At 57.4% G+C, this 26,056-nt stretch carries 17 protein-coding genes; 10 read left to right on the forward strand and 7 right to left on the reverse strand.

The features are described 5' to 3' along the window. The first annotated feature begins 114 nt into the window (after positions 1 to 114). The 5 genes from chrA (at position 115) to IEN85_RS17330 (ending at position 7,500) form a co-directional block, all read left to right on the forward strand. Positions 115 to 1,287 (forward strand): chromate efflux transporter, encoded by a 1,173-nt coding sequence (gene chrA / locus IEN85_RS17310; RefSeq protein WP_191618362.1) that lies wholly within the window; start codon positions 115 to 117, stop codon positions 1,285 to 1,287. A gap of 120 nt (positions 1,288 to 1,407) precedes the next feature. Beyond that, positions 1,408 to 3,528 (forward strand): VTT domain-containing protein, encoded by a 2,121-nt coding sequence (locus IEN85_RS17315; protein ID WP_191618363.1) that lies wholly within the window; start codon positions 1,408 to 1,410, stop codon positions 3,526 to 3,528. A 34-nt stretch (positions 3,529 to 3,562) separates the two neighbouring features. Then, positions 3,563 to 4,273, forward strand: coding sequence for an endonuclease/exonuclease/phosphatase family protein (locus IEN85_RS17320; protein WP_191618364.1), 711 nt, complete (start codon positions 3,563 to 3,565; stop codon positions 4,271 to 4,273). 187 nt (positions 4,274 to 4,460) lie between these two features. Then, complete coding sequence (locus IEN85_RS17325; RefSeq protein WP_191618365.1) at positions 4,461 to 5,996, forward strand: BON domain-containing protein; 1,536 nt, start codon at positions 4,461 to 4,463, stop codon at positions 5,994 to 5,996. Between the two features lie 106 nt (positions 5,997 to 6,102). Next, positions 6,103 to 7,500: a class II fumarate hydratase gene (locus IEN85_RS17330; protein ID WP_191618366.1), complete on the forward strand. Its 1,398-nt coding sequence runs from the start codon at positions 6,103 to 6,105 to the stop codon at positions 7,498 to 7,500. Positions 7,501 to 7,522: 22 nt separating this feature from the next. Here IEN85_RS17330 and IEN85_RS17335 read toward each other — a convergent pair whose 3' ends face one another. Beyond that, the gene (locus IEN85_RS17335) at positions 7,523 to 8,323 is read right to left on the reverse strand and encodes a hypothetical protein (protein WP_191618367.1); all 801 of its coding nucleotides are present in this window, start codon (positions 8,321 to 8,323) and stop codon (positions 7,523 to 7,525) included. 146 nt (positions 8,324 to 8,469) lie between these two features. Continuing rightward, positions 8,470 to 9,042, reverse strand: a complete 573-nt coding sequence (locus IEN85_RS17340; RefSeq protein ID WP_191618368.1) for a VPDSG-CTERM sorting domain-containing protein — start codon at positions 9,040 to 9,042, stop codon at positions 8,470 to 8,472. A 567-nt stretch (positions 9,043 to 9,609) separates the two neighbouring features. Here IEN85_RS17340 and IEN85_RS17345 point away from each other — a divergent pair. From IEN85_RS17345 to IEN85_RS17365, 5 genes are all read left to right on the forward strand, one after another. Continuing rightward, positions 9,610 to 10,992, forward strand: coding sequence for an alpha-amylase family glycosyl hydrolase (locus IEN85_RS17345; RefSeq protein WP_191618369.1), 1,383 nt, complete (start codon positions 9,610 to 9,612; stop codon positions 10,990 to 10,992). A 27-nt stretch (positions 10,993 to 11,019) separates the two neighbouring features. Next, on the forward strand, positions 11,020 to 12,876 hold the full coding sequence (locus IEN85_RS17350) for a glycoside hydrolase family 13 protein (protein WP_191618370.1): 1,857 nt from the start codon (positions 11,020 to 11,022) through the stop codon (positions 12,874 to 12,876). 445 nt (positions 12,877 to 13,321) lie between these two features. Further along, positions 13,322 to 16,069, forward strand: coding sequence for a TonB-dependent receptor (locus IEN85_RS17355; RefSeq protein ID WP_191618371.1), 2,748 nt, complete (start codon positions 13,322 to 13,324; stop codon positions 16,067 to 16,069). A 117-nt stretch (positions 16,070 to 16,186) separates the two neighbouring features. Further along, positions 16,187 to 17,788 carry a 4-alpha-glucanotransferase gene (gene malQ, locus IEN85_RS17360; protein WP_191618372.1) on the forward strand — a complete coding sequence of 534 codons (1,602 nt, stop codon included), beginning with the start codon at positions 16,187 to 16,189 and terminating at the stop codon, positions 17,786 to 17,788. 57 nt (positions 17,789 to 17,845) lie between these two features. After that, positions 17,846 to 19,144 carry an MFS transporter gene (locus IEN85_RS17365; RefSeq protein WP_191618373.1) on the forward strand — a complete coding sequence of 433 codons (1,299 nt, stop codon included), beginning with the start codon at positions 17,846 to 17,848 and terminating at the stop codon, positions 19,142 to 19,144. Between the two features lie 44 nt (positions 19,145 to 19,188). Here IEN85_RS17365 and IEN85_RS17370 read toward each other — a convergent pair whose 3' ends face one another. From IEN85_RS17370 to IEN85_RS17390, 5 genes are all read right to left on the reverse strand, one after another. Beyond that, complete coding sequence (locus IEN85_RS17370; protein ID WP_191618374.1) at positions 19,189 to 19,926, reverse strand: cysteine hydrolase family protein; 738 nt, start codon at positions 19,924 to 19,926, stop codon at positions 19,189 to 19,191. Between the two features lie 12 nt (positions 19,927 to 19,938). Further along, entirely contained in the window at positions 19,939 to 21,195 is a 1,257-nt protein-coding gene (locus tag IEN85_RS17375) for a Zn-dependent hydrolase (RefSeq protein WP_191618375.1), read from the reverse strand. Between the two features lie 186 nt (positions 21,196 to 21,381). Continuing rightward, positions 21,382 to 23,349, reverse strand: a complete 1,968-nt coding sequence (gene asnB / locus IEN85_RS17380) for an asparagine synthase (glutamine-hydrolyzing) (protein ID WP_191618376.1) — start codon at positions 23,347 to 23,349, stop codon at positions 21,382 to 21,384. Between the two features lie 48 nt (positions 23,350 to 23,397). Then, positions 23,398 to 24,492: an aspartate/ornithine carbamoyltransferase family protein gene (locus IEN85_RS17385; protein ID WP_191618377.1), complete on the reverse strand. Its 1,095-nt coding sequence runs from the start codon at positions 24,490 to 24,492 to the stop codon at positions 23,398 to 23,400. 126 nt (positions 24,493 to 24,618) lie between these two features. Continuing rightward, a complete protein-coding gene (locus IEN85_RS17390; protein ID WP_191618378.1) occupies positions 24,619 to 26,046 on the reverse strand; it encodes a sodium:solute symporter family transporter in 1,428 nt (475 codons plus the stop codon). Positions 26,047 to 26,056 lie beyond the last annotated feature (10 nt).

The raw sequence follows: 26,056 nt of genomic DNA on the forward strand, positions 1-26,056 counted from the left end.
TTTAACCGTTTAGATCAGGCAATTATCACGTTTTTAGTTCCGTTTTTGAAAGTCTAATCAACTATTCTTGCCTCCGCTGCTCCTCTCGCGAAAACAGATGCTGCCCTTGATCCGATGAAAGACATTTTCCTGACCTTCCTGCGCCTCGGCTGCTACGCCTTCGGCGGTCCCACTGCCCACATGGGCTACTTCCACGAGGAATTCGTGAAGCGCCGCAAGTGGCTGAGCGAGGCCGATTACGCCGACACCGTTGCCCTCTGCCAATTCCTGCCCGGCCCCTCCAGCTCGCAAGCCGGCTTCGCCATCGGCCTGGACCGCGGCGGCATCCTCGGCGCCTTCCTGGCTTGGATCGGCTTCACCCTGCCCTCGGCCGTGCTCATGATCGCCTTCGCCCTCGGGCTGGAATACGCAGGCGACCTCTCGCAAGCCGGCTGGGTCGCCGGCCTTAAACTCGTTGCCGTAGCGGTAGTCGCCAACGCCGCCTGGAGCATGGCCCAATCCCTCTGCCCGGATCGGACGCGCGCGAGTATCGCCGCGCTCGTCGCCCTCGGGCTCCTACTCGCCTCCAATCCATTGGCCCAATTGTTCGCCATCCTCCTCGGGGCGATCGCCGGATTCGCCCTCTACCGCTCCCAAGACCACACGAGCGCCGTGAAGCCAACCAACCAAAGCGGCAGCAAACGCATGGGCTCGCTCTACCTAGGCCTCTTTTTCCTGCTTCTTCTCGGACTTCCCCTCGCCAGCCAACTGTTTCCGGACAACGAAGCCCTGGAGACCGGCGACGCCTTCTATCGGGCAGGCTCCCTCGTCTTTGGTGGCGGCCACGTGGTGCTGCCGCTGCTGGACAGCTACACCGTGCAACAAGGCTGGATCAGCGAATCGTCATTCCTCGCTGGATACGGAGCCGCCCAAGCCTTGCCCGGCCCGCTGTTCGCCTTTTCCAGCTTTCTGGGAACCGGCATCAACCAAGGGCCAGGCGGCGTTGCCGGCGGCATATACGCCTTGGTCATGATCTACTTGCCTGCTTGGCTCTTGGTCCTAGGGGCCATTCCCTTCTGGGAGCGACTGCGCAAAGTCAACGCAGCTCGAGCCGCCTTGCTAGGAGCCAATGCCGCCGTCGTCGGTTTGCTCTTTGCCGCCCTCTACGACCCGATCTGGCAAAGCTCCATCCACGGCAACCTTAGCTTCGGCTTCGCTCTCGCCGCCTTTGCCCTGCTGAAATTCTGGAAACTCCCGCCTTGGCTCATCGCGGCATTGGGCGCTGGCCTCGGTCAAGTTTTTCTCTAAGACTGTTTCAGTCGAAGGAACCACCGCAAATCCTCGCAGCGCCCGCCTCCACCTGCTGGCACGCAATTTGCAATGGGGAGGGCCGTTCCTTCGTCTCCCCCTACGAGGCGGCGGGCTCCTATGGAAACAGAAAACAGCCACCAAATCCTGCAAGCGGGCCGCAACTGCACCTGCATCCGAAAAGCCTCTCGCCTGTCTATTCTGGTCGAGGGCGAAGCCTACTACCCGACCTTGCGGCAAGCCTTGATCAAGGCGGAGCGTCGCATCGCGATCGTCGCATGGGAATTCCACAGCCAAACGGAATTGTGCCACAGCGATCCCGCAGACGGCTATCCCACCGAGATCGGCCCCCTGCTGGACGCTCTCCTAGAGGAGAAACCAGAGCTAGAGGTCCACGTCCTGGTGTGGGACCACTCCCTCATCTATCTGCCCGAGCGAGAGATGAAGCTCTTCTCCGAGTGGCGGAAGAACGCCCATCCTCGCCTCCATTTCGTGGAGGACGAAACCGCTCCCAGCGGAGCCTCCCACCACCAAAAGATCGTAACGATCGACGACCGCCTCGTATTCGCCGGAGGAATGGACGTCAGCATCTCCCGCTGGGACACTTCAGAGCACCGTCCGAACGAGGAACGTAGAATCAATCCCGACGGCAAACACTATCCGCCCTACCACGACATCCATGCCGCCTTCGAGGGAGACCTCGCCACCGCACTCTGCGAGGTCGTCTACGATCGCTGGGAACACGCAACGGGAGAGCAAATCAGTCTAAATGCCAGCGAATCCGAGCTCTGGCCCGACGCCTTGGAGGCGACCTTTGAAGACGTCGATGTATCCGTTTCCCAAATACTTTCATCACCGGAGGAAAAGCCTTCCGAGATCGAACAGCTCCACCTCGACCTGATCGCCGCAGCTAAGGACTTTATCTATATCGAAAACCAGTACCTCGCTTCCAAGACGCTCACCGAAGCCCTTGCTGCAAGGCTGCAGGAGGAGGACGGACCGGACGTCATTATCCTACTTCCCGCCGAAACGAGCGGTTGGCTGGTACAAAGCACGGTAGGAGTAATGCGTGACCGGCTGCTGCAAGTCCTGCATGAATCGGACCGCCACGGACGCCTCCTCACCTGCTCTCCCGCTTCCTTCGACGAAGAAGGGAACAAAGCCAACATCTACGTCCACGCCAAACTCATCGTAGTCGATGACCGGATACTGAAAATCGGTTCCTCGAATCTGAACAATCGCTCCATGGGCGTCGACTCGGAGATCGACCTCTGCATCGAAAGATTGGATACCTGCGACAAGATCAAAAAATTGCGACAAAGTCTGATCGCCAATCACCTTGGCCTCAGCGAGCCCCGGTGGGCAGAGATCGAGGAAAACGAAGCCAGCCTCGCGAAAGCGATCCGCCAAGGCTCTGATTCGGAGAGCTCCCGGCAATTGCTGCCCTTGGAATACGGATGCGACTCGGAGCTAAAAGAAAAGCTGGCCGAGTCGGAACTCCTTGATCCCGACAGCCCGCCCGACCCGGAATTCCATATCTCCCAAAGCCTGCCTGACGACGAGCGTCACCTCGTCTTGAAGCGAATCACCAAAGTCGCCGTGGCCTTGACCGCTATCGTCCTCGTAGGCATCGGCTTCTACTGGGCTTGGGGACAGCTCTTGAGCGAGGAGCGCGCCCGCGCCATGCTGGAATCCATCAAGGACAACTCTTGGCTGCCGCTCGTTGTATTTCTCACCTTTACGATCGGCGGATCGCTGGGCATTTCCCTCAACTTCATGCTGGTCACAACCGCGGTGGTGCTGGGAACCCAATACGCGCTGCTCTACGGAATCAGCGGGGCGATGCTGAGCTCCTGCATCGGCTACTACCTTGGCAAGACCCTCGGCAAGTCGCTGCTGCAAAAGCTCAACTCGAAAACGGTTGCCGCGCTCGACGAAAAGCTAGCCAATCGCAGCTTCAAGTCCGTCGCCTTCGTGCGGCTGCTTCCCATTGCCCCTTTCTTCATCGTCAACATGGCTGCAGGCGCCTCGCAGCTCAAGTTCAAGCCCTACCTCATCGGGACCCTGCTGGGTATGGCTCCGGGCATGAGCGCCGTTGTCCTGCTCGCAAATCGAGCAGAAGCCTTCGCCCACCAACCCAGCCTCTCCACCAGTCTTTCGCTGGGCGCCGTCGCCGCTCTCTTGCTCGCCGCCTTCCTCTACTTGAGGAAGCTGCTAGCCGCGAAGCCCCATGCCAGCTAGGAAGATCCCAAGATCAAGCGGTCGAGCGAGGTTGATGAGCTACAACGTACACGGCTGCATCAACAATGCTGGAAGGTACGCCGCCACCCCCATCCTACGACTCATCGAGCGCTCCCAAGCCGATGTGGTCGCCCTCCAGGAAGTATACGAGGACAGACTCCCCGGGCGAGATTTCCTTCAGCGACTCGAAACGCTACCGTATCCCCACATCCACTACGGAGTGACCTTCGAGCACGATGAGCGGGGAAAGTATGGCAACCTTCTCCTCTCCAAGTGGCCCCTTGCCGAGATCGAGGAAATCGACCTCGGCATTCCCCATCGAGAGCCACGAGCCGCGATTCGCGCCCTCGTCGAGCATCCGCGTCAGACCCTCGATGTAGTGGCTACCCACCTTGGTCTGGGCCGAGCGGAACGAGCCCTGCAACTCGCCAAGCTGGTAGCCCAGTGGGAATTGTCTCGAGCGAAACAACCTGAAGCCATCCGCGTGCTCATGGGGGACCTCAACGAATGGCTCCCCCACAGCGCCTTTTTGCAGGCCCTGCAAGGCCTCTTTTCGCTTCCGCAAGCGCGTCTCACCTTCCCCTCCGTCAATCCCACACTCGGGCTCGATCGCATTCTCGTTCGCCCCAGCCGCTTGCTGCGTAGCCTCGCCCCCATCGACACGCCTGCTAGCCGGCACGCTTCCGACCACCTTCCCCTCTTGGCTGAACTTTCCCTCGGTCGCTCGCTTCAGCCGCTCGTCTGAGAGTACAACCTTTCAGGACGCACGATCCGCCGGGCCCGACCCTTGCAGCCTGCAAGGCCACGCCCGTTTCCAATGCTGCCTAAAGCAGCTGGCGCGAGCTTTGCGGCTCCCACCCAAGTGGAACACCGGCTGGAACGAGCCAGCCGAACCATAGAAAAACTCAACCCCGACAACCAAGATGAAACGCATGAGAACAGCACAGAACCTGCGTTGGCTCTCAGCAGCAGCCGTCGCAAGCATACTCGCAATCCAAGCCCACGCCGCACAGAAGGTGAAAAACAGTCTCGAGGACTCCGATATCACCCGGGCCGTTGAAGAGGAGCTACTCTTCGACCAAGCCGTTCCCTACAACGATATCGACGTCCACACTCTCACCGGAATCGTGAGCTTGACTGGCGAGACCAAAAACCTGCTCGCCAAGGAACGGGCAACACTGCTGGCCGAGACGGTGCGCGGCGTGCGCGCCGTAAGCAACCGAATCGAGGTCAAGCCAACCAAATCGATCAGCTCCCAAGACCTCAAGAAGTCTGTCGAAGAAGCATTCCTTTTCGACCCCGTAGCGGAATCCTACGAGATCAACGTGGAAGCCAAAAAAGACGGATCCATCCGACTCACTGGCGAAGTCGACTCCTGGCAAGAGAGCAAGCTCGCAGAGCGCGTGGCGATGGGAGTCATCGGAGTCACCGAGGTCGACAACGCCCTGACCGTTAGCTACGCGGTGAACCGCCCCGATCATGAGATGAAAAGCGAGATCGAAAAGCTTCTCGCGTGGAGTACCTTGATTGACGACGTGCTCGTCGAGGTCGCCGTGCACGACCAAATCGCAAAACTGACCGGCACAGTCGGCTCGCTCGCAGAGAAACGCCAAGCCGAAAACATAGCTTGGGTAGGCGGTATCAACAGCGTCGATACTTCCGATCTACGCGTCGAACGATGGGCACGCGACGACGATCTGCGCAAGGACAAGTTCGCCGCCAAGAGCGACGAAGCAATCCGTCAGGCGATTAACGACGCCATGCTCTACGACCCTCGCGTCGTCGGCTTAGCCGTCAACCCCGAGGTGGAATCCTCCTGGGTCACCCTCTACGGCAAGGTTGACAACATCCTCGCCAAAGAATCTGCTGAAGCCATCGCTCGCCACACGGTAGGCGTCACGGGAGTGACAAACATGCTGAAGATCCGAACCGAAGCTTCAGTTGAGGAAGAAGCCCTCGCTGACATCATCGAGGCCAAACTGGTCCGCGACCCCATGATTCGCTCGGAGGCGATCAACGTGGAAGTGGACGAAAACACCGTGCGTCTTAACGGAGTGGTGGACAACCTATTCGAAAAGGCCCGCTGCGAAACAATCGCGCAATCCACCGTCGGAGTGACCGAGATCAAGAACTACTTGCAGGTCATGGAGAAGGAGTCAGTCATCGTGTACGACCCCTATCTGTGGGGCTATACTCTCACCCCGTGGGGCTTCTATGACAAATATCGCCCCGTGACCACCGAAGTATTCGCCAACTCCAACGACGACCGCAGGACTGCAAAGAGGATCGCTGAAGAAATCTACTGGAGCCCCTTCATCTCGCTCGAAGACATCTCGATCGCAGTGGACGACGGCGTCGCCACACTCGTGGGCGAAGTTGAATCCTTGAAGGAAAAGAATGCAGCGACCGAAAACGCAATCGAAGGCGGAGCCCTTTCTGTCGTCAACAAGATCGTAGTAGATAGCTAAGCTCAGATAACCACCTCCGCCATTGAAAAACGGATACAAGAAACTTAACTGAACGACACGCCCTCGAGCTCGACGCTCGAGGGCGTCTTCGCTACCCATTATCATCATGAAGCCAGGAAAAACACGCACCGAAACGGATTCGCTCGGCCCCATCGAAGTTCCAGAGGATGCCCTTTGGGGCGCCTCCACCCAACGCGCCCTAAACACCTTCCCCGAATCATCCACCCCTCTACCCCCGCTCTTCATCCACAGCCTCGGACGTCTCAAAGGCGCCTGCGCCCGAGCGAACCTCGAACTCGGCAAAATCAACATTGAGGAGAGCGAACTCATTCAAGCCGCCGCCAAGGAAATAGAGGCGGGCAAGCTCGACTCGCATTTTCCCGTCAGCGTATTCCAGACCGGCTCCGGTACTTCCACCAACATGAACGCCAACGAGGTCATCGCCAATCGTTGCTCTCAGATCCAAGGAGAACCGCTCGGAAGCAAGCAGCCAATCCATCCAAACGATCACGCCAATTGCAGCCAATCCTCCAACGACGTGATCCCTACCACCCTCCATCTCAGTCTCGCCCTCGCCCTCGAAAACGAACTCCGCCCCGCCCTCTCCTCCTTGCGAACCGAGCTGGCCAAGAAAAGCGAAGCCTGGAGCGATCTAGTTAAACTCGGCCGCACTCACCTTATGGACGCCGTACCCATTACCTTGGGACAAGAGTTCGGCGCCTTCACCCGCCAGATAAAAAAGGCAATTCAGCGGGTCGAACGCGGAAGCGATCTCATGAGCGAATTGGCCATCGGCGGTACCGCCGTCGGGTCTGGCCTAAACGCCCACCCGCAGTTCGGATCGATCGTCTGTCGTATCCTCAGCGCTGATACAGGCATCGAGTTTCACGAGGCCCCAAACCACTTCGAAGCCCAAGCCAGTCGCGACGACGCGGTGGAGCTCGCCGGGATACTCTGCGCCGTCGCCACCGCCCTCAGCAAAATCGCCAACGACATTCGCCTGCTCGGCACTGGTCCCCGCGCCGGACTGGCCGAGTTGCGACTCCCCGCCACCCAACCAGGCTCCTCCATCATGCCGGGCAAAGTTAACCCCGTGCTCTGCGAGTCCCTCATCCAGTGCTGCCACAGCGCCATCGGCCACTGCCAGACTGCGATCCGCTGCGGCCAGGATGGACACCTGCAGTTGAACGCAACCCTACCCCTGCTTGCCTCCAGCTTGCACCAAGCCATCGAAGCCATCGCTCGCGGTTGCAAGAGTTTCTCGCAACACTGCATCGTCGGACTCGAAGCCAACGAGGCACGCTGCGCCAAGTACGCCAATGAGGCGCTCGGATTGGCAACCGCATTGAATCCAGAAGTCGGATACGATTCCGCCACTCAGGCAGCAAAACTCGCCCACCAAGAAAACATATCCGTCGCCGAGGCCGCCCAGCAACTCGAGCTCCTCTCCGAGGCTCATTTAAAGAAAGTCCTGGATCCCATGAAGCTTGCAAAGCCGTCCTGAGAACCTGAGATCCCAGCTCCCCTTACACTTCGGTCTCCGCGATCCGGTGACGTACGATCGCCACTGTGCGCGGAAAGATCACGTCGCACAGGTCAAAGGATCGCTCAACGAGCGCGGGAGGCAAGGCCTGTTCCGCCAGCTCTACCGATCGTATCAGAATATTCCCTACGGTATAGTCGTCGAGAACGCCGACAGTCTCTTGAATTTCCCCCTTGGAAACCGACTCCAACACTACCAAGGACCCTCGATAGGACTCGAAAACCGGCTCGTAGGCGTGCGGCAGCACCTTTAACAAGCTCTGCCCCACTTCCGTCGCGTGCTTGTCCGAACCGCCAACCTGCTTCATCGTATCGCTGCGCTGCTTGACCACGCCTACCAACAGCCCAACCGACTGGCTAAACGCATCCTTGAGCATGCCGTATCCGTTGCGTATCGAGCGGCGTATGCGCTTGAGAAAGCCGAGGGATCGCAGATCGGCAATCTCTTCCTCCCACTCCCTGCGAGCCTGAGATTCCGCCACGGGAGCGGGACGATAAATGCGTTCGATCTCGGCGATCTTCTTGTCGTAGAAAACGTAGCTCGCTTTGCTGCGGCCGATCCCCATGGGCTGAGGCGTATCGTAGGTCAGCTCCAAGCAACTGGGAAAAACCCGCAGCTTTCCCCAAATGAACTGCCCATCCTTCATCTTGATGAAAACGAAATCGCCATTGAAAGACTTCAGGCAGCCATCCTTGCGGTGCCGCTCGATCACGATGCCGATGATAGCAGTCAAGAAGAGCAGCCCGATCGGAGCCCAAATCAATACGGTTGGCGACAGTTCCATGCTCCTGCACAAATCACTTTCCCCCAGAAAACCAAGCCAAAACGCTCCGCCAAATACCAGCCCGCCCTAGAGGTATCCACAATCTAGGCACGAAAAAGCCTACCCTAAACGGGTAGGCTAAAAACCTGAGGACTGGAACGAAGGTCCTACTTTGCGAAACGGCGGCGCAAGCCAACGAGCGCAAGAACTCCGAGCCCAAGGAAAGCCAGCGAGGAACCGGTGTCAGGAACCGACTCAACCACGACTTTCATGACTGAGAAGTCGTTGTTGCCGACAGCATTGAACGAAATTTCAGAACCAATAAAACCAAGCTCAACCAAACCGCCGAGGCCCCAAGGATCACCTGTCCAATTGTTCGCGCCCACGTTGATTGCGACGGTGTCGCTGTCTTCGTTTACGAAGATGGATGCCGAAACGAACTTGAAAGAAGTTCCAAACGAAAGCGTGAGGGTCTCGGAGACAAGGGAGTTGTCGATCAGGACGTTATCCAAAAAATGCGAGTAAATGCCCAAGCCAAGCAAACCGTATCGTATTTCCGCGCTGCTTGGATCCGCCGAGGCAGACAAGGAGATGCTTCCGGATTCATCATCGATGAGCTGAGGGTTGGTGTAAGTGCCAAAAAGGCCATCATTGGTAAAATCGAAAGTGTACTGGATCGCGCTGGCGTGGCTAGCGACGAAGAGCGACGCTACCGCCGCAAGGGAGAGAAGTTTTTTCATCTGATGAATGGTGATTAGAGTTGTTTCTTTAATGACGTTTGGTCGCCTCCAGCAGGAAGGCTTTGAGTAGTTTAGCTCATGCCATGCCAGATCTCCTCAAGCACACCTAACCCATTATACTTCTGCATCTTACAAAATAACTATCCGTGTATGAATCGTTATCGACTTACAGAAATGTAAGCCAGGCCGACGGTTTTCAACTCAAGGGTTTTTACTGACCTCCAAAGACACTGATGCTTCGGTATTTACGTAAGATCTCTCAATACCGTAAGGTTCCTTTACGAATTCACCGACACAGGGCCGCTTTTTACAAAGCCAGACCTGACTTAGGAAGGCATGCCGCCCCGCCCTCCCAGCCGGCCGGAGCCACTTCGATTCGGGCTTCCAGCTCGCGACCGCCGACATCGCCAGCACGCGCAGCGCCCCCCCGCAGACGACATCCCTCTAAGATTTGTCCTACCGAGTTTGGCTTTATCCAACCTTTTGTAGCCGCGCCTCCGGCATCGATTCGGGCATAGTAGAGGCCATACCCTTCCCCCACCCGAGCCCCTTAAGGAGAATCGAAACATGACCCGACTTCGCACGTTCGTCCCCACATCCGCGCTGGCTTTGATGCTCGCCGCAACCAGCGCCTTGCCTAATCCAGCCGGAGCCCCCTCCGATCCGCTCTGCGCCTACGAGGTACTGGAGATCCCTGACTGGCTGCGCAACCAGACCATCTATGAAGTCAACGTCCGTCAGTACTCCGAGGAAGGAACCTTCGCAGCAGTCGAAGCCGATCTCGACCGTATCCAAGATCTGGGCATCGGGGTACTGTGGTTCATGCCCATCCATCCCATCGGCGAAACGAATCGCAAAGGCACCTTGGGCAGCTACTACGCAGTGGCCGACTACTTGGGCATAAATCCCGAATTCGGCGACGCCGACAGCTTCCGTTCCCTCGTAGACGCAGCCCATGAGCGGGGCATGAAAGTGATCATCGACTGGGTCGCCAACCATACTGCTTGGGACAACCCCATTTCCCAAAGCAATCCCGAGTTTTTTGCAAAGGACGAGAACGGCGACTTCACGCCCCCTCACGGTACGGACTGGACCGACGTCATCCAACTCGACTTCAGCAACCGCGAGCTTTGGGACTATATGAGTCGCGCCATGGAGTATTGGGTAATCAACTACGACATCGACGGATTCCGCTGCGACTACGCCGTTGGCGTTCCCACCAAATTCTGGAACTTCGCCTCGAGTAGGCTTCGAGCAATGAAACCGGACCTCTACTTGCTCGCCGAGGCCGAAGCCCCCTACCTAAATCAGCACGCCTTCCACTCCTCTTACGCCTGGCCCTTGCACCACACCTTTAACGACGTGGCTCAAGGCAGGAAGAGCGCTTCCAGCATCCTCGACCAAATCAATCGCCAGACAATCGAATTTCCCACCGGCACCCTGCTGCTGAACTTCACTAGCAACCATGACGAAAACAGCTGGAACGGCACCACCGCCGAACGCCTTGGCCCCGCGAAGCGAGCCTTCGACACCCTCGTCTTCACCCTTCCCGGACTGCCTCTTATCTACAACGGGCAAGAAGCAAACTTGGCAAAGCAACTGGAGTTCTTCGAACACGACCCCATCGACTGGAGCAACCTATCCGAGAGCGACTTCTACCGGAAGCTGACGGCGCTCAAGGCGTCGCATCCTGCACTTTCTCATCCCGACGCCAGCTTCCATCGCATCCCCAGCGACCACGACGAGAAGATATTCGCATTCACTCGCATGCTGGATAGCCGACAGGTCACCGTCGTCACAAACCTATCCGCGGAGCCACTCACCTTCCATCTGGCCGATTCACACATCACCGGTACCTACCAAGACCACATCACGGGCGAAACCATCACACTCGGCTATCCAGCAAGGATCGCCTTGGAACCTTGGAATTTCCACTTGCTCGTTCGCTAATCTTAAAAATCTAGAAAATCTTCCAATATGATAAAACGAAGCCTCACCGCCCTCGTATCCCTGCTACTCGCCCACAGCGGGATCGCTCAAGAGCCAACCCGTATCGAACCTCCTTTCTGGTGGGCGCAGATGCCAGTATCCGAACTTCAATTACAGCTCTACGGAGAGAATATCGGCCACTACCGCGCCAGCATCGACATTCCGGGAGTGAGCCTCAAGAAACAGGTCGCGGTGGACTCACCCAACTACCTCTTCCTCTACCTCGAGATCGACGAAAGCGTACCCGCCATGACCTTGCCGATCCTGTTGAAGAACGGCGAGGACCGCTTCACCATCGACTACGAACTGCTCGAGCGGGAGGCGACCGAGGGGCGCAACCAAGGATTCGATGCCTCCGATCTCATTTACCTAATGATGCCCGACCGATTCGCCAACGGAAACCTCGACAACGACGAGATCGAAGGCCTGACCGAAGGTGTCGACCGCTCCGACCCAACCAAACGCCAAGGAGGCGACATCCAAGGCATTTCCGATCACCTCGACTACATCGAAGATTTGGGCATGACAGCCATCTGGTTCACTCCCATGTTCGAAAACAATTCGCCCCCCAGCTACGGGGGCTACCACGGTTATGCCGCTACCGACATGTACGCGGTCGACCGCCGCATCGGTTCCAACGCATCCTACAAGCAGCTCGTCTCAGACGTTCACGATCGCGGCATGAAGGTGATCATGGACATGATACACAACCACATAGGGCTCGACCATTGGTGGATGAGCGACCTCCCTACCAAAGACTGGGTGCACGACGTAGAGAAATTTGGATACACTAACTTCAAGGGCACGATTCCGGGCGACCCCCACGCATCCCAGTACGACTGGAACCGACTCGTCAAAGGGTGGTTCGTCCCCTACATGCCCGACCTCAATCAACGCAACGAGCTGCTCGCAGACTACCTTATCCAAAACTCGATTTGGTGGATCGAATACAGCGGGATCGACGGCATTCGCATGGATACCTACCTGTATCCCTACCCCGAGTACATGGCTCGCTGGACCCAGGAGGTCCTCACCGCGTATCCAAATTTCAACATCGTCGGCGAAGTTTGGGTCGAAACCGTTGCTCACGAATCCTACTGGCAGGATGACCCTCCCAATGTCGACGACGGCTACGACTCCAACTTGCCGTCCGTCACCGACTTCCCTCTCAGCTTCGCCATCCGCGACGGTCTTAAAGAAGAGTTCGGCTGGACCACCGGCTTGAGCAAAGTCTACTACGCATTCGCCCAGGACCGGCTCTACACCGATCCCAATAAAAACGTTATCTTTATCGACAACCACGACATGAGCCGCGTATTCGAGCACCTCGGCAAGGACGAATCGCTCTTCAAGATCGCCTACTCCATCCTGCTCACTGCCCGCGGCATCCCCCAAGTCTACTACGGCACCGAACTCATGATGGGGCATGAAAACCGAGGGGGCGACGACGAAGCTTGGCGCCAAACGATGCCGGGAGGCTGGCCTGACGACAAACGTAGCGTATTCACAAAACGAGGACGTACCGACAAGGAAAACGAGATCCTCTCTTATATGAAAGCCATGAACCACTGGCGTGCCAAATCCAAGGCCCTCCACCACGGCAAGCTTCTCCAGTTCATCCCCGACGAAAACACCTTCGTCTACTTCCGCATCCTCGAAGACGAAGCAGTGATGGTCGCGATCAATGGAGGCGACGAAATCGCCACCCTCGAGAGCTCCCGTTTTGCGGAAGTCCTTGACCAATACCGCAAGGCCACCGTCGCCCCGGAAGGCGCTGCATATAAGATAAGCGAGAAAATTACCCTGAAACCTCGCAGCGCCTTCATATTGAACTTGTCCAGGTAGAGAACGCGGCGATGCAAATCTTGGCGCCCAGCTTTGCTGATGGTGCGCAGCCGACGCTTGAGATTCTTGATACGACAGCCTATTTAGCCCCCGCTTCCCCAAAGCGGGGGCTTTTCTTTATCCATTCACCATCAATTAGTTAAACACCAAACCCACTTTCCCTCGCTCCTTGGGGACCTTCTTTGGACCCTCAAATACGCAACCTAAGTTTTGTCCTATCCATATCAGTTTTATGAGACAGATCCGGTTGGAAAAGGGGACAAATAACGGCGATATTATAAATACTCCAAGAAAGCGACCCGACCGGCCATCGGCTAAGCTTTCTTTGTTATCGCTAACCCAACGTGCCCCACAAAGCCAGTCACAACACTGAGCAGGACGGCTACCTACAAAATACCCCGTTCGTTTGGCACTCCCCCTACAAACGTCTAGAAATATTAAAGCTATGAAATACAATCATGCTCCAAAGACCTATCATCAGGTCTCGCGGATCAGCTCCGCTGCCCTGCTCTTGCTCGGCCTAGCAACCGCCCCCCTCGCCCACGCACAAGATGAGGATGAGGACGTATTCACCCTCGAAGCCTTCAAGGTAACCGGATCCTTCGCCGGCAGCCTCGCCGCCGCCGCCCAGGAAAAGAAATTTAAGCCAACCATCGTGGAAGCGATTTCCGCTGAGGACATCGGAAAGCTGCCCGACACCAGCATCGCCGAATCACTCGCCCGCCTTCCCGGCATGACCTCGCAACGCGTCAACGGACGCAGCCAAGTCATATCCATCCGCGGCTTCCCTTCCGAATTCACCACCGGATTGCTGAACGGACGCGAGCTGGCTACCACCAGCAACAACCGCGACATCGAGTACGACCAATTCCCAGCCGAACTTCTCTCCGGCGCCACCGTCTACAAGACCACCGAAGCCGCGCTCGCCACCCAAGGCATCAGCGGTACAGTAAACCTGCAAACCGTTCGCCCGCTCAGCCACGGAAAGAAGACCGTCGCGACCAACGTGTTCTACGAGTGGACAGGAAAAGACGCCCTCAACGCCGGCTCCGACGATGCAGGTATCCGTTTTACGGGCACGTATATCGACCAGCTCAACGAAGGAAAAACAGGTATCGCCTTCGGCTTCTCCCATACCGACAAGCCCGGACAAGGCGAACAGTGGCAGGCCTGGGGCTACCCGGGCGGGACCACCGAAGAGTACGGTGACATCAACATCATCGGCGGCGCCAAGCCCTTCGTTCGCTCCAGCTCCCTCGAACGCGACTCTTTCATGTTCGTGCTGGAAAACGAGCTCAGCGACAACGTGCACTCCACCTTCGACGCGTTCTACTCGAACTTCGCCGAAACTCAGATGCTGCGCGGCATTGAGCTTCCACTCTGGTGGAGTTCCGCCCAGTTCCGCGAAGGCACCGAGGTGGTGGACGACGGTTTCGTGGTGGAAGGCGTGTACGACAACGTTCACGGCGTCGTCCGCAACGACATCGCGGAGCGTGACGCCGACGTTTACGCCCTCGGATGGAACCTCCAGTTCGAAAACCTCGGCGATTGGTCCGCCGACGCCGACATCGCCTACTCCAAGGTCGACCGCGTCGACACCGTGCTCGAATCTTACTCCGGCACCGGATCCAACCAAAGCGGCACGCCCGACTCCCTTCGCTTCAATATGACCGGAGGCACCGGAGCAGTCTTCACTCCAACCATCGACTACACCAACCCAAACAACCTCGTGCTCACAGGCCCGCAGGGATGGGGTGGAGACATCGTTCCAGGCGGCCAGCTCGGCTACCTCAAGGAGCCACAGACCGAAGATGAACTCTTGCAAATAAAGCTCGGAGCCACGCGAGAACTGGACAACAAAACCTTCTCCGCCCTCCAAGTCGGCCTGCGCTACACCGACCGCTCCAAGACAGAAGCGGAGGTCGGCAAGTACCTCGCCCTCCCGAACGGCGCCACCGAAGCCCCGCTGCCAACCATCATCGGCAACACCGACCTCAGCTTCATCGGCATCCCCGGCATGGCCAGCTACGACCCCATCGCCGCCCTCAATTCAGGGGTCTACGATATCATCAACAATCCAAACGCAGACGTCGTAGCCGTCGACTGGGCCGTAGACGAGCAAATCACCCAGCTCTACTCCCAACTCGATATCGACACCCGTGTGGGAGACGTGCCTGTGACCGGCGCCATCGGCTTCCAGTACATCTTCAGCGACCAGTCCTCCACCGGTCTCGCCGCAAGCGGAACAGGCGACAGCGTACAGACCCTGCCCGTCAGCGACTCGCACAGCTACGAAGACTTCGTACCCTCGCTTAACCTCAACTTCCTGCTCCCGGACGACCAGTACCTGCGCTTCAGCGCCGCCCGCCAAATCATGCGCCAACGCATGTCCGACATGCGAGCCGGCTACCAGTTCAGCTACACTCCGGGACGGGCCAACATCAGCGACCCGATCGAAGGCCCCTGGGGCGGTAGCGGAGGAAACACCTCCCTGGAGCCCTGGAGAGCGAACGCCATCGACCTCTCCTACGAGCGCTACTTCAAGGACGGCATGGGTTACTGGTCCGCAGCTCTCTTCTACAAGGACCTGCGCACCTTCGCCTACACCCAAAAGCAAATCCGCGACTTCACCGGCTTCCCCTACGACGGCGACGAGCCCGCCACCTTCCTGGGAGGCGTCGACGTCCCGCAGAACGGCAGCGGTGGCAGCGTGCAAGGCCTCGAGCTCACCCTCTCCCTGCCGGGCGAAAAGCTTAGCGACAAGCTCAAGGGCTTCGGAGCCATCCTGAACGCCGCCTTCACCGACAATAACATCCAACCGGATCCCAACGACGCCGCGACTCCGCTTCCCGGCTTCTCCGACAAGGTCGCCAGCGCCACCTTCTACTATGAAGCCGACAACGGATTCTCCGCTCGCGTCAGCGGTCGATACCGCTCCGAATACCGCGCCAACGTCGCCTCCTTCGGCCCCCGCGGCGAAGACTTCCGCACCGTACAGGACGAAACCGTCATCGATGGCCAAGTAAGCTACACCTTCAAGTCCGGCAGCCTCGAAGGCGCCTCCATCATCTTGCAAGGCTACAACCTCAACGACGAGCCACTCGTAACCTACGAAGGCGACGACCCACGCTTCGTCCGCGACTACCAAAGCTACGGCCCATCCTACTCCATAGGCATGTCGTACAAATTCTAAGGACAAGAAAACAAACTCCCTCGCTGGCCGCGCGGCACACTCCGTCGGCCAGCTTGGGCTCCCAAAGTAACGGATCTCGCCAGAGATCCGCCCCAATCGGACAGCTGCCCCATAGACATGCCAACTCCAAACAAGACATGGCTGAACGCCCGCCAGTCAGGCGCCCTCCTACACGTGAGCTCGCTACCGAGCGAGACAGGAATCGGCAACCTCGGCGCCGGCGCCCAAAACTTCGTGGACTTCCTCTCCGCCGCAGGCTTCGCATACTGGCAAGTTTGTCCAGTCGGCCCCACCGGATACGGCGACTCTCCCTACCAATCCTTTTCCGCCTTCGCCGGCAACCCCTACTTCATCGACCTCAACGAGCTCGTCCAGAGCGGACTCCTGCTCGAAGCCGAAGTCGCCGAGCTACGAAAGCTCCCCCACGATCGCGTCGACTACGGCCAGCTCTACCACCGCTTCTGGGGCATCCTCGCCAAAGCCCACGCCCGCTTCGATCCGCAAACCCACTCCCTCAAAGGAGGTCAATCCTTTCACGAATTCTACGAGTCACAGGCGTATTGGCTCGACCCCTACACGACCTTCATGGCCCTCAAGGCCCGCTTCGGACAACGCTCCTGGGTCGAATGGCCCAAGGAATACCGCGACCCCAAACGGATCGCCAAGATAAAGCTCAGCCAACCGGAGCTATCCGAACGCTCCCGCCACGCCTTCTACCAGTACGTATTCTTCCACCAATGGAAAAAGCTCAAAGCCTACGCCAACGAGAAAGGCGTGCAGATCGTGGGCGACATCCCCATCTACGTCGCTCTCGACTCCGCCGACGTCTGGAGCCGGCACGACAACTTCCTTGTCAAGGCCGATGGCGACCTCGATGCCGTCGCCGGCGTACCGCCCGACTACTTTTCCGAAACGGGCCAGCTCTGGGGCAATCCCCTCTACAACTGGAAGCATCTCGAGAAAAATGGATACAAATGGTGGATAGAACGCATTGGCTCCAGCCTTGAGCTTTTCGACGTGCTCCGCTTCGACCACTTCCGCGGTTTCGCAGACTTTTGGGTAGTGCCTTCCCACGCCCCCGACGCCTCCGAAGGGGCGTGGGAACTCGGTCCCGGCATCTCGCTCTTCCAAGCTATCGAGCGAGCCGTCCCCAACGCCAAGTTCATCGCCGAAGACCTCGGCTACATCAATGAAGCGGTATTCACCCTTCGCCAACAAACAGGCTACCCGGGCATGAAAATCATGCAGTTCGGCTACGGCCACGACGACAACAACGTCAACCTGCCACACTTCTTCGACCACAACCAAGTCGTCTATACCGGCACCCACGACAACGCCACCACTCAAGCTTGGATCGACTCGCTCAGCGGCGAAAACAAGCAGCTCGTTTTCGACTACTTCGACCTGCACGACAGCCCTACCGTTGATCGCATTCTGCGAGCGGCCTACGCGTCGGTCGCCCGACTCGTCATTACCCCCGTACAAGATCTGCTGGGTCTGGGGGCCGAGGCCCGTATGAACGAACCGGGTACATCGATCGGAAACTGGCAGTGGCGACTCTCTCCCGAGAGCTTCGAAACGCTCGCCCACCGCGAGACCGATCGTTTCCTAGCCTTGCACAAACGCTATCATCGCGTTAACGACACGCTGCAGCGCAACTACTCTGCTCCTCCCGAGAAAAAGGCTGCGTTTGACGAAATCCCCACCTTGCAAAAATAGCGAAGCCCTCCAAGGCGTCGACAGCCCCCACGCACCCTTTCCCAAACGAATCCCCAAATGACCCAACAAAGACTTTCCTTCTGGCAAATCTGGAACATGAGCTTCGGCTTTCTCGGCATCCAATTCGGATGGGGACTGCAGATGGCCAACATGTCCGCCATCTACCAGTACCTCGGGGCCGACGAGAGCGAGATTCCCCTGCTTTGGCTCGCCGCCCCCATTACAGGCCTCGTAGTGCAACCAATTATTGGATACTACAGCGACCGCACCTGGACCCGCCTCGGCCGTCGGCGCCCCTACTTCCTCGTCGGGGCCATCCTTGCCAGCTTGGCGCTTGTCGCCATGCCCAACTCTTCCACCCTCTGGATGGCCGCCGGCCTGCTCTGGATCCTCGACGCTTCGGTCAACGTATCCATGGAGCCCTTCCGCGCCTTCGTGGGCGACAAGCTGCCTGAGGACCAACGCAAGACGGGCTTCGCCATGCAGAGCCTGCTCATCGGGCTTGGAGCCGTCGCCGCCTCCTCCCTTCCATGGGTCTTCAGCAACGTTTTCGGAATGGAAGCCGGATCCTCCGAAGGCAGCGCCATCCCGCAAACGGTAAAGATCTCCTTCTACATCGGCGCCGTCATCTTCTTCGTCGCGGTGATGTACACCATCCTCACCACCAAGGAAAATCCGCCCGAAGACCTTGAAGCCTTCGAACGCGAAAAGGCGGCATCCTCCGGCGTTGGCCACATGTTCGTGGAAATCTTTTCCGGAATCAAAGGCATGCCCAAAGCCATGCGGCAGCTATCCGTCGCTCAGTTCTTCACCTGGTTCGGACTCTTTTGCCTGTGGCTTTACTTCTCCCCCGCCGTAGCCACTCAAGTCTTCGGCGGCAAGGTTGGCGAAGAAGCCTACCAAAAGGGGGTCGAATGGGCCGGGGTTTGCCTCAGCGCCTACAACTTTATCGCATTTCTCTTCTCCTTCGCCCTCATCGCCCTGACGAAAAAGTACTCCGCCAAGGCGATCCACACGGCTTGCCTCGTTTGCGGAGCCCTGGGGCTCGCATCTACGGCACTTGTATCCAACCACCAAATACTACTAGTTTCCATGGTCGGGGTTGGCATTGCCTGGGCAAGCATTTTGTCCATGCCCTACGCCATGCTCTCCAATGTAATCCCGTCCAAAAAGATGGGGTTCTACATGGGCGTATTCAACTTCTTCATCGTGCTGCCGCAAATAGTGGCCTCGCTCGGGTTGGGATTTGTGGTGAAGCACCTCTTCTCCAACAACGCCGCTATCGCCGTCGCCCTTGGCGGCGTGTCTCTCCTCATCGCCGCCTTCTCCCTACGCTTCGTAGACGAAAACAACTGAAGGTACAAAGGGTGGGCCGGCCGCTCCGCCTGGCATCACGCGCCCTATAGCATGCTGCTCGACTCCACTCCCGCAAAACGAGCCAAGTCTTCAAGGGCCTCCTCAGTCGTGACCACGCGCGCATAGCGATCCTTCAAAGTCGCTATACTCGCTTCGTGCAAATAGGGCGTCACGGTTGCGCAGGCATCGCCGACCATAGTCACAAAGTACCCCAAGTCGCTCGCAGCTCGCACCGTGGTCTCCACGCACTCGTTAGTGTAAACGCCACAAACAAACAAGGCGTTCACTCCCATGTTGCTGAGCACAAAGTTGAAGTTGGTCGAAGAGAACACTCCGCTTGCCGTCTTGTTTACCACCACTTCGTCGCCTACCGGAGCCACCGCTTCCACGAACTCCGCTTCCTTCGACCCAGGAGCCGCCAGCAAATCTAGGCGCTTGTGCCCCGGACTGCGGTCTCTACCGTCCTGCGTCAGCGATTGTATCCGCGTGTGCATGACCTCGAGCTTGCAGGAACGAAACGCATCCTGAAGCAGCCTGACGTTTGGAAGCACCGTCTCCTTGAGGCGACCGAAGTAGTAATCGCGGCCCTCCTTGGGCACACCCGATTTCTCTGGCTCCCTAAAAACCCCGAACCCCTCAACTGCATCAAGATACTGGAGGTCGATGCAGAGCAGCCCGGTGTTGTGGTTGATCAACTGCTTGAAGTGCCCCGGATTGTCCACGATCGAATCGTGGTAGATGGACTTCAGGGGATCTCGCTGTTTCTTGTCGTCTTCGCTCATTGGATACACCTTTCACTTTTCGGTTGACCGCGCCATGCGGTCCAAGGCCCGCAACGCCAAGTTCGCTCCCGCTTCGATATCCGACCAAGCCGTCCACTCAGCCGGCGAGTGGCTCTTGCCCTCCCGACTGGGAACGAAAATCATGCCGATGCGCGTAAGCTGGGCCATTATCTGCGCGTCATGAGCCGCTCCGCTGGGCATCTTTAGATAGTCCAGCTCCAACTCCTTCGCTTCTGCCTCCAGCACATCGATAATCTCCTCATGGCACTGCGTCGGCTCGATTACGCTTTGAATCTCGTAGTCGAACATCAGCTTGCGACGACGGGCAATCGCCGAGAGCGCTCGGTGAAAGGCCTGTCCCAAATCTTCCAATACAGCTTTGGAGGTGTCTCTCACATCGATCGTCAGCTCCACCAAACCTGGGACCGTGTTCGGAGCTCCCGGTAGAATCTGGGCTCGGCCAATAGTCGCCCGACTCGATTCCGCCCCGTTCTCTTCCAAAATGCGCGGAATCTCATGGGCGAAATCCGCCAGCCCCATAAAGGCGTCTTCGCGCATTTCCATCGGAGTGGTACCCGCATGGTTCGCAGTGCCGCGGATCTTGATAAGCCATTTGAATAGGCCTGTGATGTTCTCCACGATCCCAACCGACTTCTTGAGACGATCCAAGACTGGGCCCTGCTCGATGTGAAGCTCCAGGTAGGAGTCAATGGTTTCCGGTCCGAGACGCGCGTCGAGGGCATCCAAGGGATTCATACCGCAACGCGTCATGGCCTCAGCCAAGGTGCAGCCCTCCAAGTCGCTATAGTACTCCAACGTCTCCGGAGTCACCGCCCCCACCACCGCTTGGGAACCGAACATCCCGCCGAAACGCCCTTCCTCGTCGCTAAAGGCAACCAACTCCAAGTGACGGGCATACGACTCCGCCGCCTCTTCATCCTTTAGCGTGCGCAGACACTCGAGGGCGACCAAAACTCCTAGGCTCCCGTCTAGAGCCCCCGCGCAGGGAACCGTATCCAAATGGGAGCCCACCAAGATCGTCTTGGCGGAATCCTCCTCGCAAGGAAGGCGCCCGAACACGTTGGCAGCCCCGTCGGTCCGGACTTGCAGACCGCAAGCGTCGAGCTTTTCCCGGAGCCACTCGCGTCCCTGCATGTCGGCCTCCGAAAACGCAGTCCGGTAGAGGCCTCGATCCTCCGGGTTCTTTCCAATCTCAGACAGTTCAAAGAAGTCCTGCTTAAGACGTTCGATATCGATGGTGAGAGCCATGGGATTCCTTTCTTTTATTCGACGATCGCGGTCATCGCTAGTTATCGAGTTTCGCTCCTGATTGGTAGGGCTGCCGCTCGCGGTAGGCCGCAGAACCCAATTCCCCTACTTGCTCGCGACGAAACAGCACACACCCCGTTTCGACTTCTACTCCTTTTAGCCTTCGAGCGCACAATCGCGTAGTCGTTACGGGGATACAACTGGATTCTCGACGAAGGTTTCGCTCAAAATCTGCAGACAGAGCAGGTGGTTGAGCAAGGTGTCCTTTCGCGTCAGGGAGATGGGATCCTTGTCCTTCCGGTAGTCTTCCAAGAATTGAGCCGTCCGCTTCGGACTGAGCAGCTCCGAACGGCGCAAGGCGTCCGGATTGAGAAAGCGTTCGATCAACTCGTTTACCTTGGCCTGCTTGTCCGGACTGGTGTGAGCGGGCGGAGCCATGAAGGCGAACTTCTCGCGCTTGTAGAGCACTTCCGGCAACACTCCTTTCACCGCCTCACGCAATACCCACTTCTCGATATTGCCTTTCACCCGCAGGTTCGCCGGAACCTGCATCGCGACTTCCGCCAGGTGATGGTCGAGAAATGCAGGACGCGACTCCATAGAGTTCGCCATGTCCACGCGATCCCCTCCCCAATTCAAGATCTGGCCTTCCAGCTGGCATTTGCTCCATGTGTACTGGGCCTTGTCCAAAGCGTGTCGGTTCATCAGCATCTTGGGGTCTATCTTGGAGGCGATCCCTTCAATCGGATCGTAGTCTCCGATCTCCTCTTGAGCCTCATCGCTCAACAAGGGCTTCGCCAACTCCAAGGTCGCCATCCAAGGCTGAATCCAAGAGGGAGTAAAGCCGCAGAGCTCTTCGAACGCAGAGTGCTTCAATTGGTTCTCCGCGAGGATCGCGCCCTTGAAGAGTTTGTTCGACTCGTCTAGCAAGCCTTGCAATCGAGCCCGTTCTTCCGGCCGCTCGCTGTCCAGCCCGTAGAGGAACATGTCGCGCTTGAAGGCAGGATAACCGCCAAAAAGCTCGTCCGCGCCCTCCCCCGTAACAACCGTCTTGTATCCACATTCCCGGACACGTTTGCTCATGAGGTACTTCGCGACCCCTAAGGTATTGTAAAACGTGCGCTCCGCGTGCCAGACCGTCTTGATGAAATTGTCCCCATAAAGGTCTTCCGCCTTGAGGTTTATCTGCTCCTGATCCGCCTGCATGCTGTCCGACATTTCCTTGGCGATATGCGCCTCGTCGTACTTGTCGTCGTCGAAGCTGATCGTAAAGGCCTTGACCGGACTTTGCATCGCCCCAGTGGCGAGACCGAGAATGCTGCAGCTGTCGATTCCTCCAGAAAGGTAGCAACCGACCGGCACGTCCGCTTCCAAGCGAAATATGACCGACTCGATGAGCTTCTCACGGACCTTCTCCACGTGGTCCTCCTCGCTCATCATGTCGTCCCGAGCGTCCACCTCCGGGAAATTCATGTCCCAGTACTTTCGGGTCGACGTCTCCAGCTTTCCATTACGCTTCCGCACCACCATCATGTGTCCCGGCTCTACGGCAACAATATCTTCGAAGGCAGAAGTTCCGGGTTTGATGGTCTGCATCAATTGGTGCAAGGCCGCCTTGCGACTCAATCGCTTCGGCACATCTGGGTGAGCGAGGATAGCCTTCACTTCTGAACCGTAGACAAGCGTCTCGCCGGAGTTGTAGTAAAACAGCGGGCGAATGCCGAAGCGATCTCGCACGAACAACATCTCGTCCTTCTCGCGATCATAGAGAGCAAAAGCGAACTCGCCCCGCAAGTGCTCCACGAAGGCCTTGCCGTACTTACGATAGAGCGTGAGAGCGATCTCGCTGTCAGACTTGCAGCTAAACCGATCCCCCTCCGCCATGGCATGGGAGCGATATTTCTTAAAGTCGTAAAACTCTCCATTGACGGTCAAGCTCAGCGACTTGTCCTTGTTGTGGATCGGCTGTTCGCCGGTATTGAGATCGATGATAGAAAGACGCGTATGCCCCATCGCCAAGCCTCGCCCAGCGTCGACATAGCTACCCTCTCCATCAGGACCGCGATGCTCGATCGTCTTGAGCATCCGAGACAGCGTGTAACCATCTTCTGGATGCATCGGTTTTACTGAAAACATTCCTGCTATTCCGCACATAGTTCCTTTGCGTTTGAGCTGCGGGGGATCCGTTCCCCTCGCTCGATTTTACTTTACGGTTGGGATTTCCTTCGGCAGCCGGTTCAGGCGACCGCTTATGCTAATCAACAGCGCCTGCCGCACAAAAACAGCCCCGTGGGCCTGCGAAAAGTAGAGATTGTGCGCCGTGTTATCCAGACTGCAGTCCAGCTCCGACAAGCGGGCCAAGGGGTGCAAAATAACGGCGTTCTCCTTAAGGTCACTGTCCTTGTTCAGCTGATACTCGCTATCGAGGTTCTTGTAGCTGTCGCCTAGAAAGGCGATGGAGTTCATGTAGATCACATCCAACTCTGCCACATGATTCTGCATGTCGTTGGTTACCTCGTAGCGAATTCCCGCCTTCTTCAGTTCCGCTACCAAGTCTTCGCCAAAAGGATCCGCCATCTGGGAGATGACAACAACGCGGCTTATCCTGTCCTGAAACATCAGCGACATGAGCAAGAAACTCTTCACCGCACGCATGCTTCCTGGCGTACCCAAAATTCCAAGACATAGCCGCTTGCTCTTCTTGGACGGGTCCGGGCTCGCAAGTTCCGGCCTCCACTTCAGCAACGCATACCAGTCAGCCAAGGACTGAGTCGGATGCTCTCCGCTGCCGTTACCCGCGTTGATAAGGGGCACGCGCAGGTTGCGACGTACCCGTTCCGCCGAATCGGTTTCGGTATGGCGCATGATAACCATGTCGCAGTAAGCGTTGAACATCTCGCCGATGTCCTCCAGCGACTCTCCCTTGCGAACTCCCGTGACCCCGCCCTCGGGGATACTCAAGACCTTTCCGTCCAAGCGCAGCACGGCGCTTTCAAAGGAAAGCCGCGTCCGCGTACTCGCTTCGAAAAACGCCGTGGTCACGATCTTTCCATCCATGATGTGGTAGGGAGCGATTTCGAAGTTCTCCAGCACGGCAGCCAGCTTCGCAAGCTCGATCACTTCCTCCCGCTTGAAGTCCTTGACCCCAAGTATGGAGCGACCCTTCAAGCCCTCTAGAACCGACAAATTGATCGGGTTGTCTTCGAAGAGATTGACCGGTTTCGGCCTTAACGTTTCCGCGCCTTCGGGGGGCTCCAGAAACTCGATATGCTTATTCAGTTCCAGTTTTTCAGCCATATTACCACAGGTCCTTAGAGATTATGTCCTTGGCAACCATCCAGAGCAAAGTAAGCACCCCGGCCGCCGTTAAAAAGAGCGCCGCAAAAATCAACGCCACCACTACAAATTTCGGAAACAGTACGATCATAATTCCTCCTCGTTCAATTTACTCCACTGAAACCGCGTCTTCGAAAACGCGATCGCCCCAAAGGTAATAAGCATCGAAACAATCGTCGCGATCAACGATGCCGTATACCAACCGTATTCAAAATAAGCGTACAACCCAACTGCAGATCCGAGAACCATCGCCAAGACAGCCCCAATCTCGTTAGATCGGCTCCAGTACAAGCCCGTCACTACAGGCCACACCGCGCTCCCCACAAAAGGCCCCGCAAAAAAAAGAACCGACATCAAGTTTCCGACTCGCGGCAAGCAAATCAGCCAAACAACGAGGCCAAGCCCCACGATAATCATCGTGGAAATCGTACGCAGACGCGCATCACTCACCTCCGGGTTGAACATTTTCTTGTAGACATCCTCCGCCAACAAGTCGGAGGTCGCGGCCAGCAAGCTGTCGATGCTCGAGCCTAGCGAACAAAAGATGACCACGAAGAGCACGACCGCTCCAGCCGATCCAAGCAGCTCTCCAGCAATCAACGGTCCAGTCATATCGATATCCGTAATGTTGATACCCAAGCTGTTGCTAAAAAGGGCAGAAAAGCCTACGGCCAAGGGAATAGGAAGCCAGAGCAACCCGGCCAAGGAAAACGCTTTCGCGACCACCTTCTTGCGAATCGCAAAGGCCCGGCTCCACCAGACGTTGTTGTGGAACACCTCCCCGAAGCCGAAGAACATGTTGTTGAAAAGCGACAACAACGCCACCGGCAGCAACGCATTGAAGAGAGCGGGTTGCGTGCGAACGGAAGTCTCATAGGCAGGCCCCAAGTCGATGCGAGAGAGAGCTGCTACCGCTACTGCGATGATTCCCACGAGGATGATGACGCTTTGAATGAAGTCGGTACCGATCACCGCGTACAAGCCCCCCACTAAAGTATATAGAACGCACACCAGCAGGATCATGCTCATGCCGTACTTGTAGTTGATTCCAGCCAAGGCTTCCAAAACGATACCGCCCGCCATCGCCATGGAGACCAGCCACGCCATCGAGTAAAAGAGAGAAATCCCTAAGAAGACCGACCAAGCGACCTTGCCGTACCGCAGACGAATGAAGTCCCCCGAGGTAAACCCGCGCGGCATGAGATTTCGGATACGCGAAGCCATTGGAGCAAAAAGGAAAAGCCCGAAGCTTGCCGTCGTGAACGCCAACAAGCCCCAAACACCCATCTTAAGCCCAAACTGGGGCACCACCATGATCGTGTTGGAGGTTACCCAAGTCGCCATCGCCGTAGCCGAGCCAAAGGCGATCCCCACGTTGCGACCGGCCAGCATAAAGCCATCAAGGCTCTTCGACTTGCGTCCCCAGTAAAGGCCGAGCCCTACCCAAAGGACGCCAAACGCGATCAGCAAAATCCACCCAACGTTCGGAGCGAGAATGGTATCTTCTTGATTCATCTAAACTCGC

Origin of the sequence: Pelagicoccus enzymogenes (assembly GCF_014803405.1) — a bacterium.
GTDB classification, from domain to species: Bacteria; Verrucomicrobiota; Verrucomicrobiia; order Opitutales; family Opitutaceae; genus Pelagicoccus; species Pelagicoccus enzymogenes.

Coding starts and splice junctions, on each gene's coding strand:
- IEN85_RS17340 (WP_191618368.1), bottom strand. CDS start 9,042: ATGAAAAAACTTCTCTCCCTTGCGGCGGTAGCGTCGCTCTTCGTCGCT.
- IEN85_RS17320 (WP_191618364.1), top strand. CDS start 3,563: ATGAGCTACAACGTACACGGCTGCATCAACAATGCTGGAAGGTACGCC.
- IEN85_RS17355 (WP_191618371.1), top strand. CDS start 13,322: ATGAAATACAATCATGCTCCAAAGACCTATCATCAGGTCTCGCGGATC.
- IEN85_RS17345 (WP_191618369.1), top strand. CDS start 9,610: ATGACCCGACTTCGCACGTTCGTCCCCACATCCGCGCTGGCTTTGATG.
- IEN85_RS17390 (WP_191618378.1), bottom strand. CDS start 26,046: ATGAATCAAGAAGATACCATTCTCGCTCCGAACGTTGGGTGGATTTTG.
- IEN85_RS17385 (WP_191618377.1), bottom strand. CDS start 24,492: ATGGCTGAAAAACTGGAACTGAATAAGCATATCGAGTTTCTGGAGCCC.
- IEN85_RS17375 (WP_191618375.1), bottom strand. CDS start 21,195: ATGGCTCTCACCATCGATATCGAACGTCTTAAGCAGGACTTCTTTGAA.
- IEN85_RS17365 (WP_191618373.1), top strand. CDS start 17,846: ATGACCCAACAAAGACTTTCCTTCTGGCAAATCTGGAACATGAGCTTC.
- IEN85_RS17330 (WP_191618366.1), top strand. CDS start 6,103: ATGAAGCCAGGAAAAACACGCACCGAAACGGATTCGCTCGGCCCCATC.
- malQ (WP_191618372.1), top strand. CDS start 16,187: ATGCCAACTCCAAACAAGACATGGCTGAACGCCCGCCAGTCAGGCGCC.
- IEN85_RS17370 (WP_191618374.1), bottom strand. CDS start 19,926: ATGAGCGAAGACGACAAGAAACAGCGAGATCCCCTGAAGTCCATCTAC.
- chrA (WP_191618362.1), top strand. CDS start 115: ATGAAAGACATTTTCCTGACCTTCCTGCGCCTCGGCTGCTACGCCTTC.
- IEN85_RS17350 (WP_191618370.1), top strand. CDS start 11,020: ATGATAAAACGAAGCCTCACCGCCCTCGTATCCCTGCTACTCGCCCAC.
- IEN85_RS17315 (WP_191618363.1), top strand. CDS start 1,408: ATGGAAACAGAAAACAGCCACCAAATCCTGCAAGCGGGCCGCAACTGC.
- asnB (WP_191618376.1), bottom strand. CDS start 23,349: ATGTGCGGAATAGCAGGAATGTTTTCAGTAAAACCGATGCATCCAGAA.
- IEN85_RS17325 (WP_191618365.1), top strand. CDS start 4,461: ATGAGAACAGCACAGAACCTGCGTTGGCTCTCAGCAGCAGCCGTCGCA.
- IEN85_RS17335 (WP_191618367.1), bottom strand. CDS start 8,323: ATGGAACTGTCGCCAACCGTATTGATTTGGGCTCCGATCGGGCTGCTC.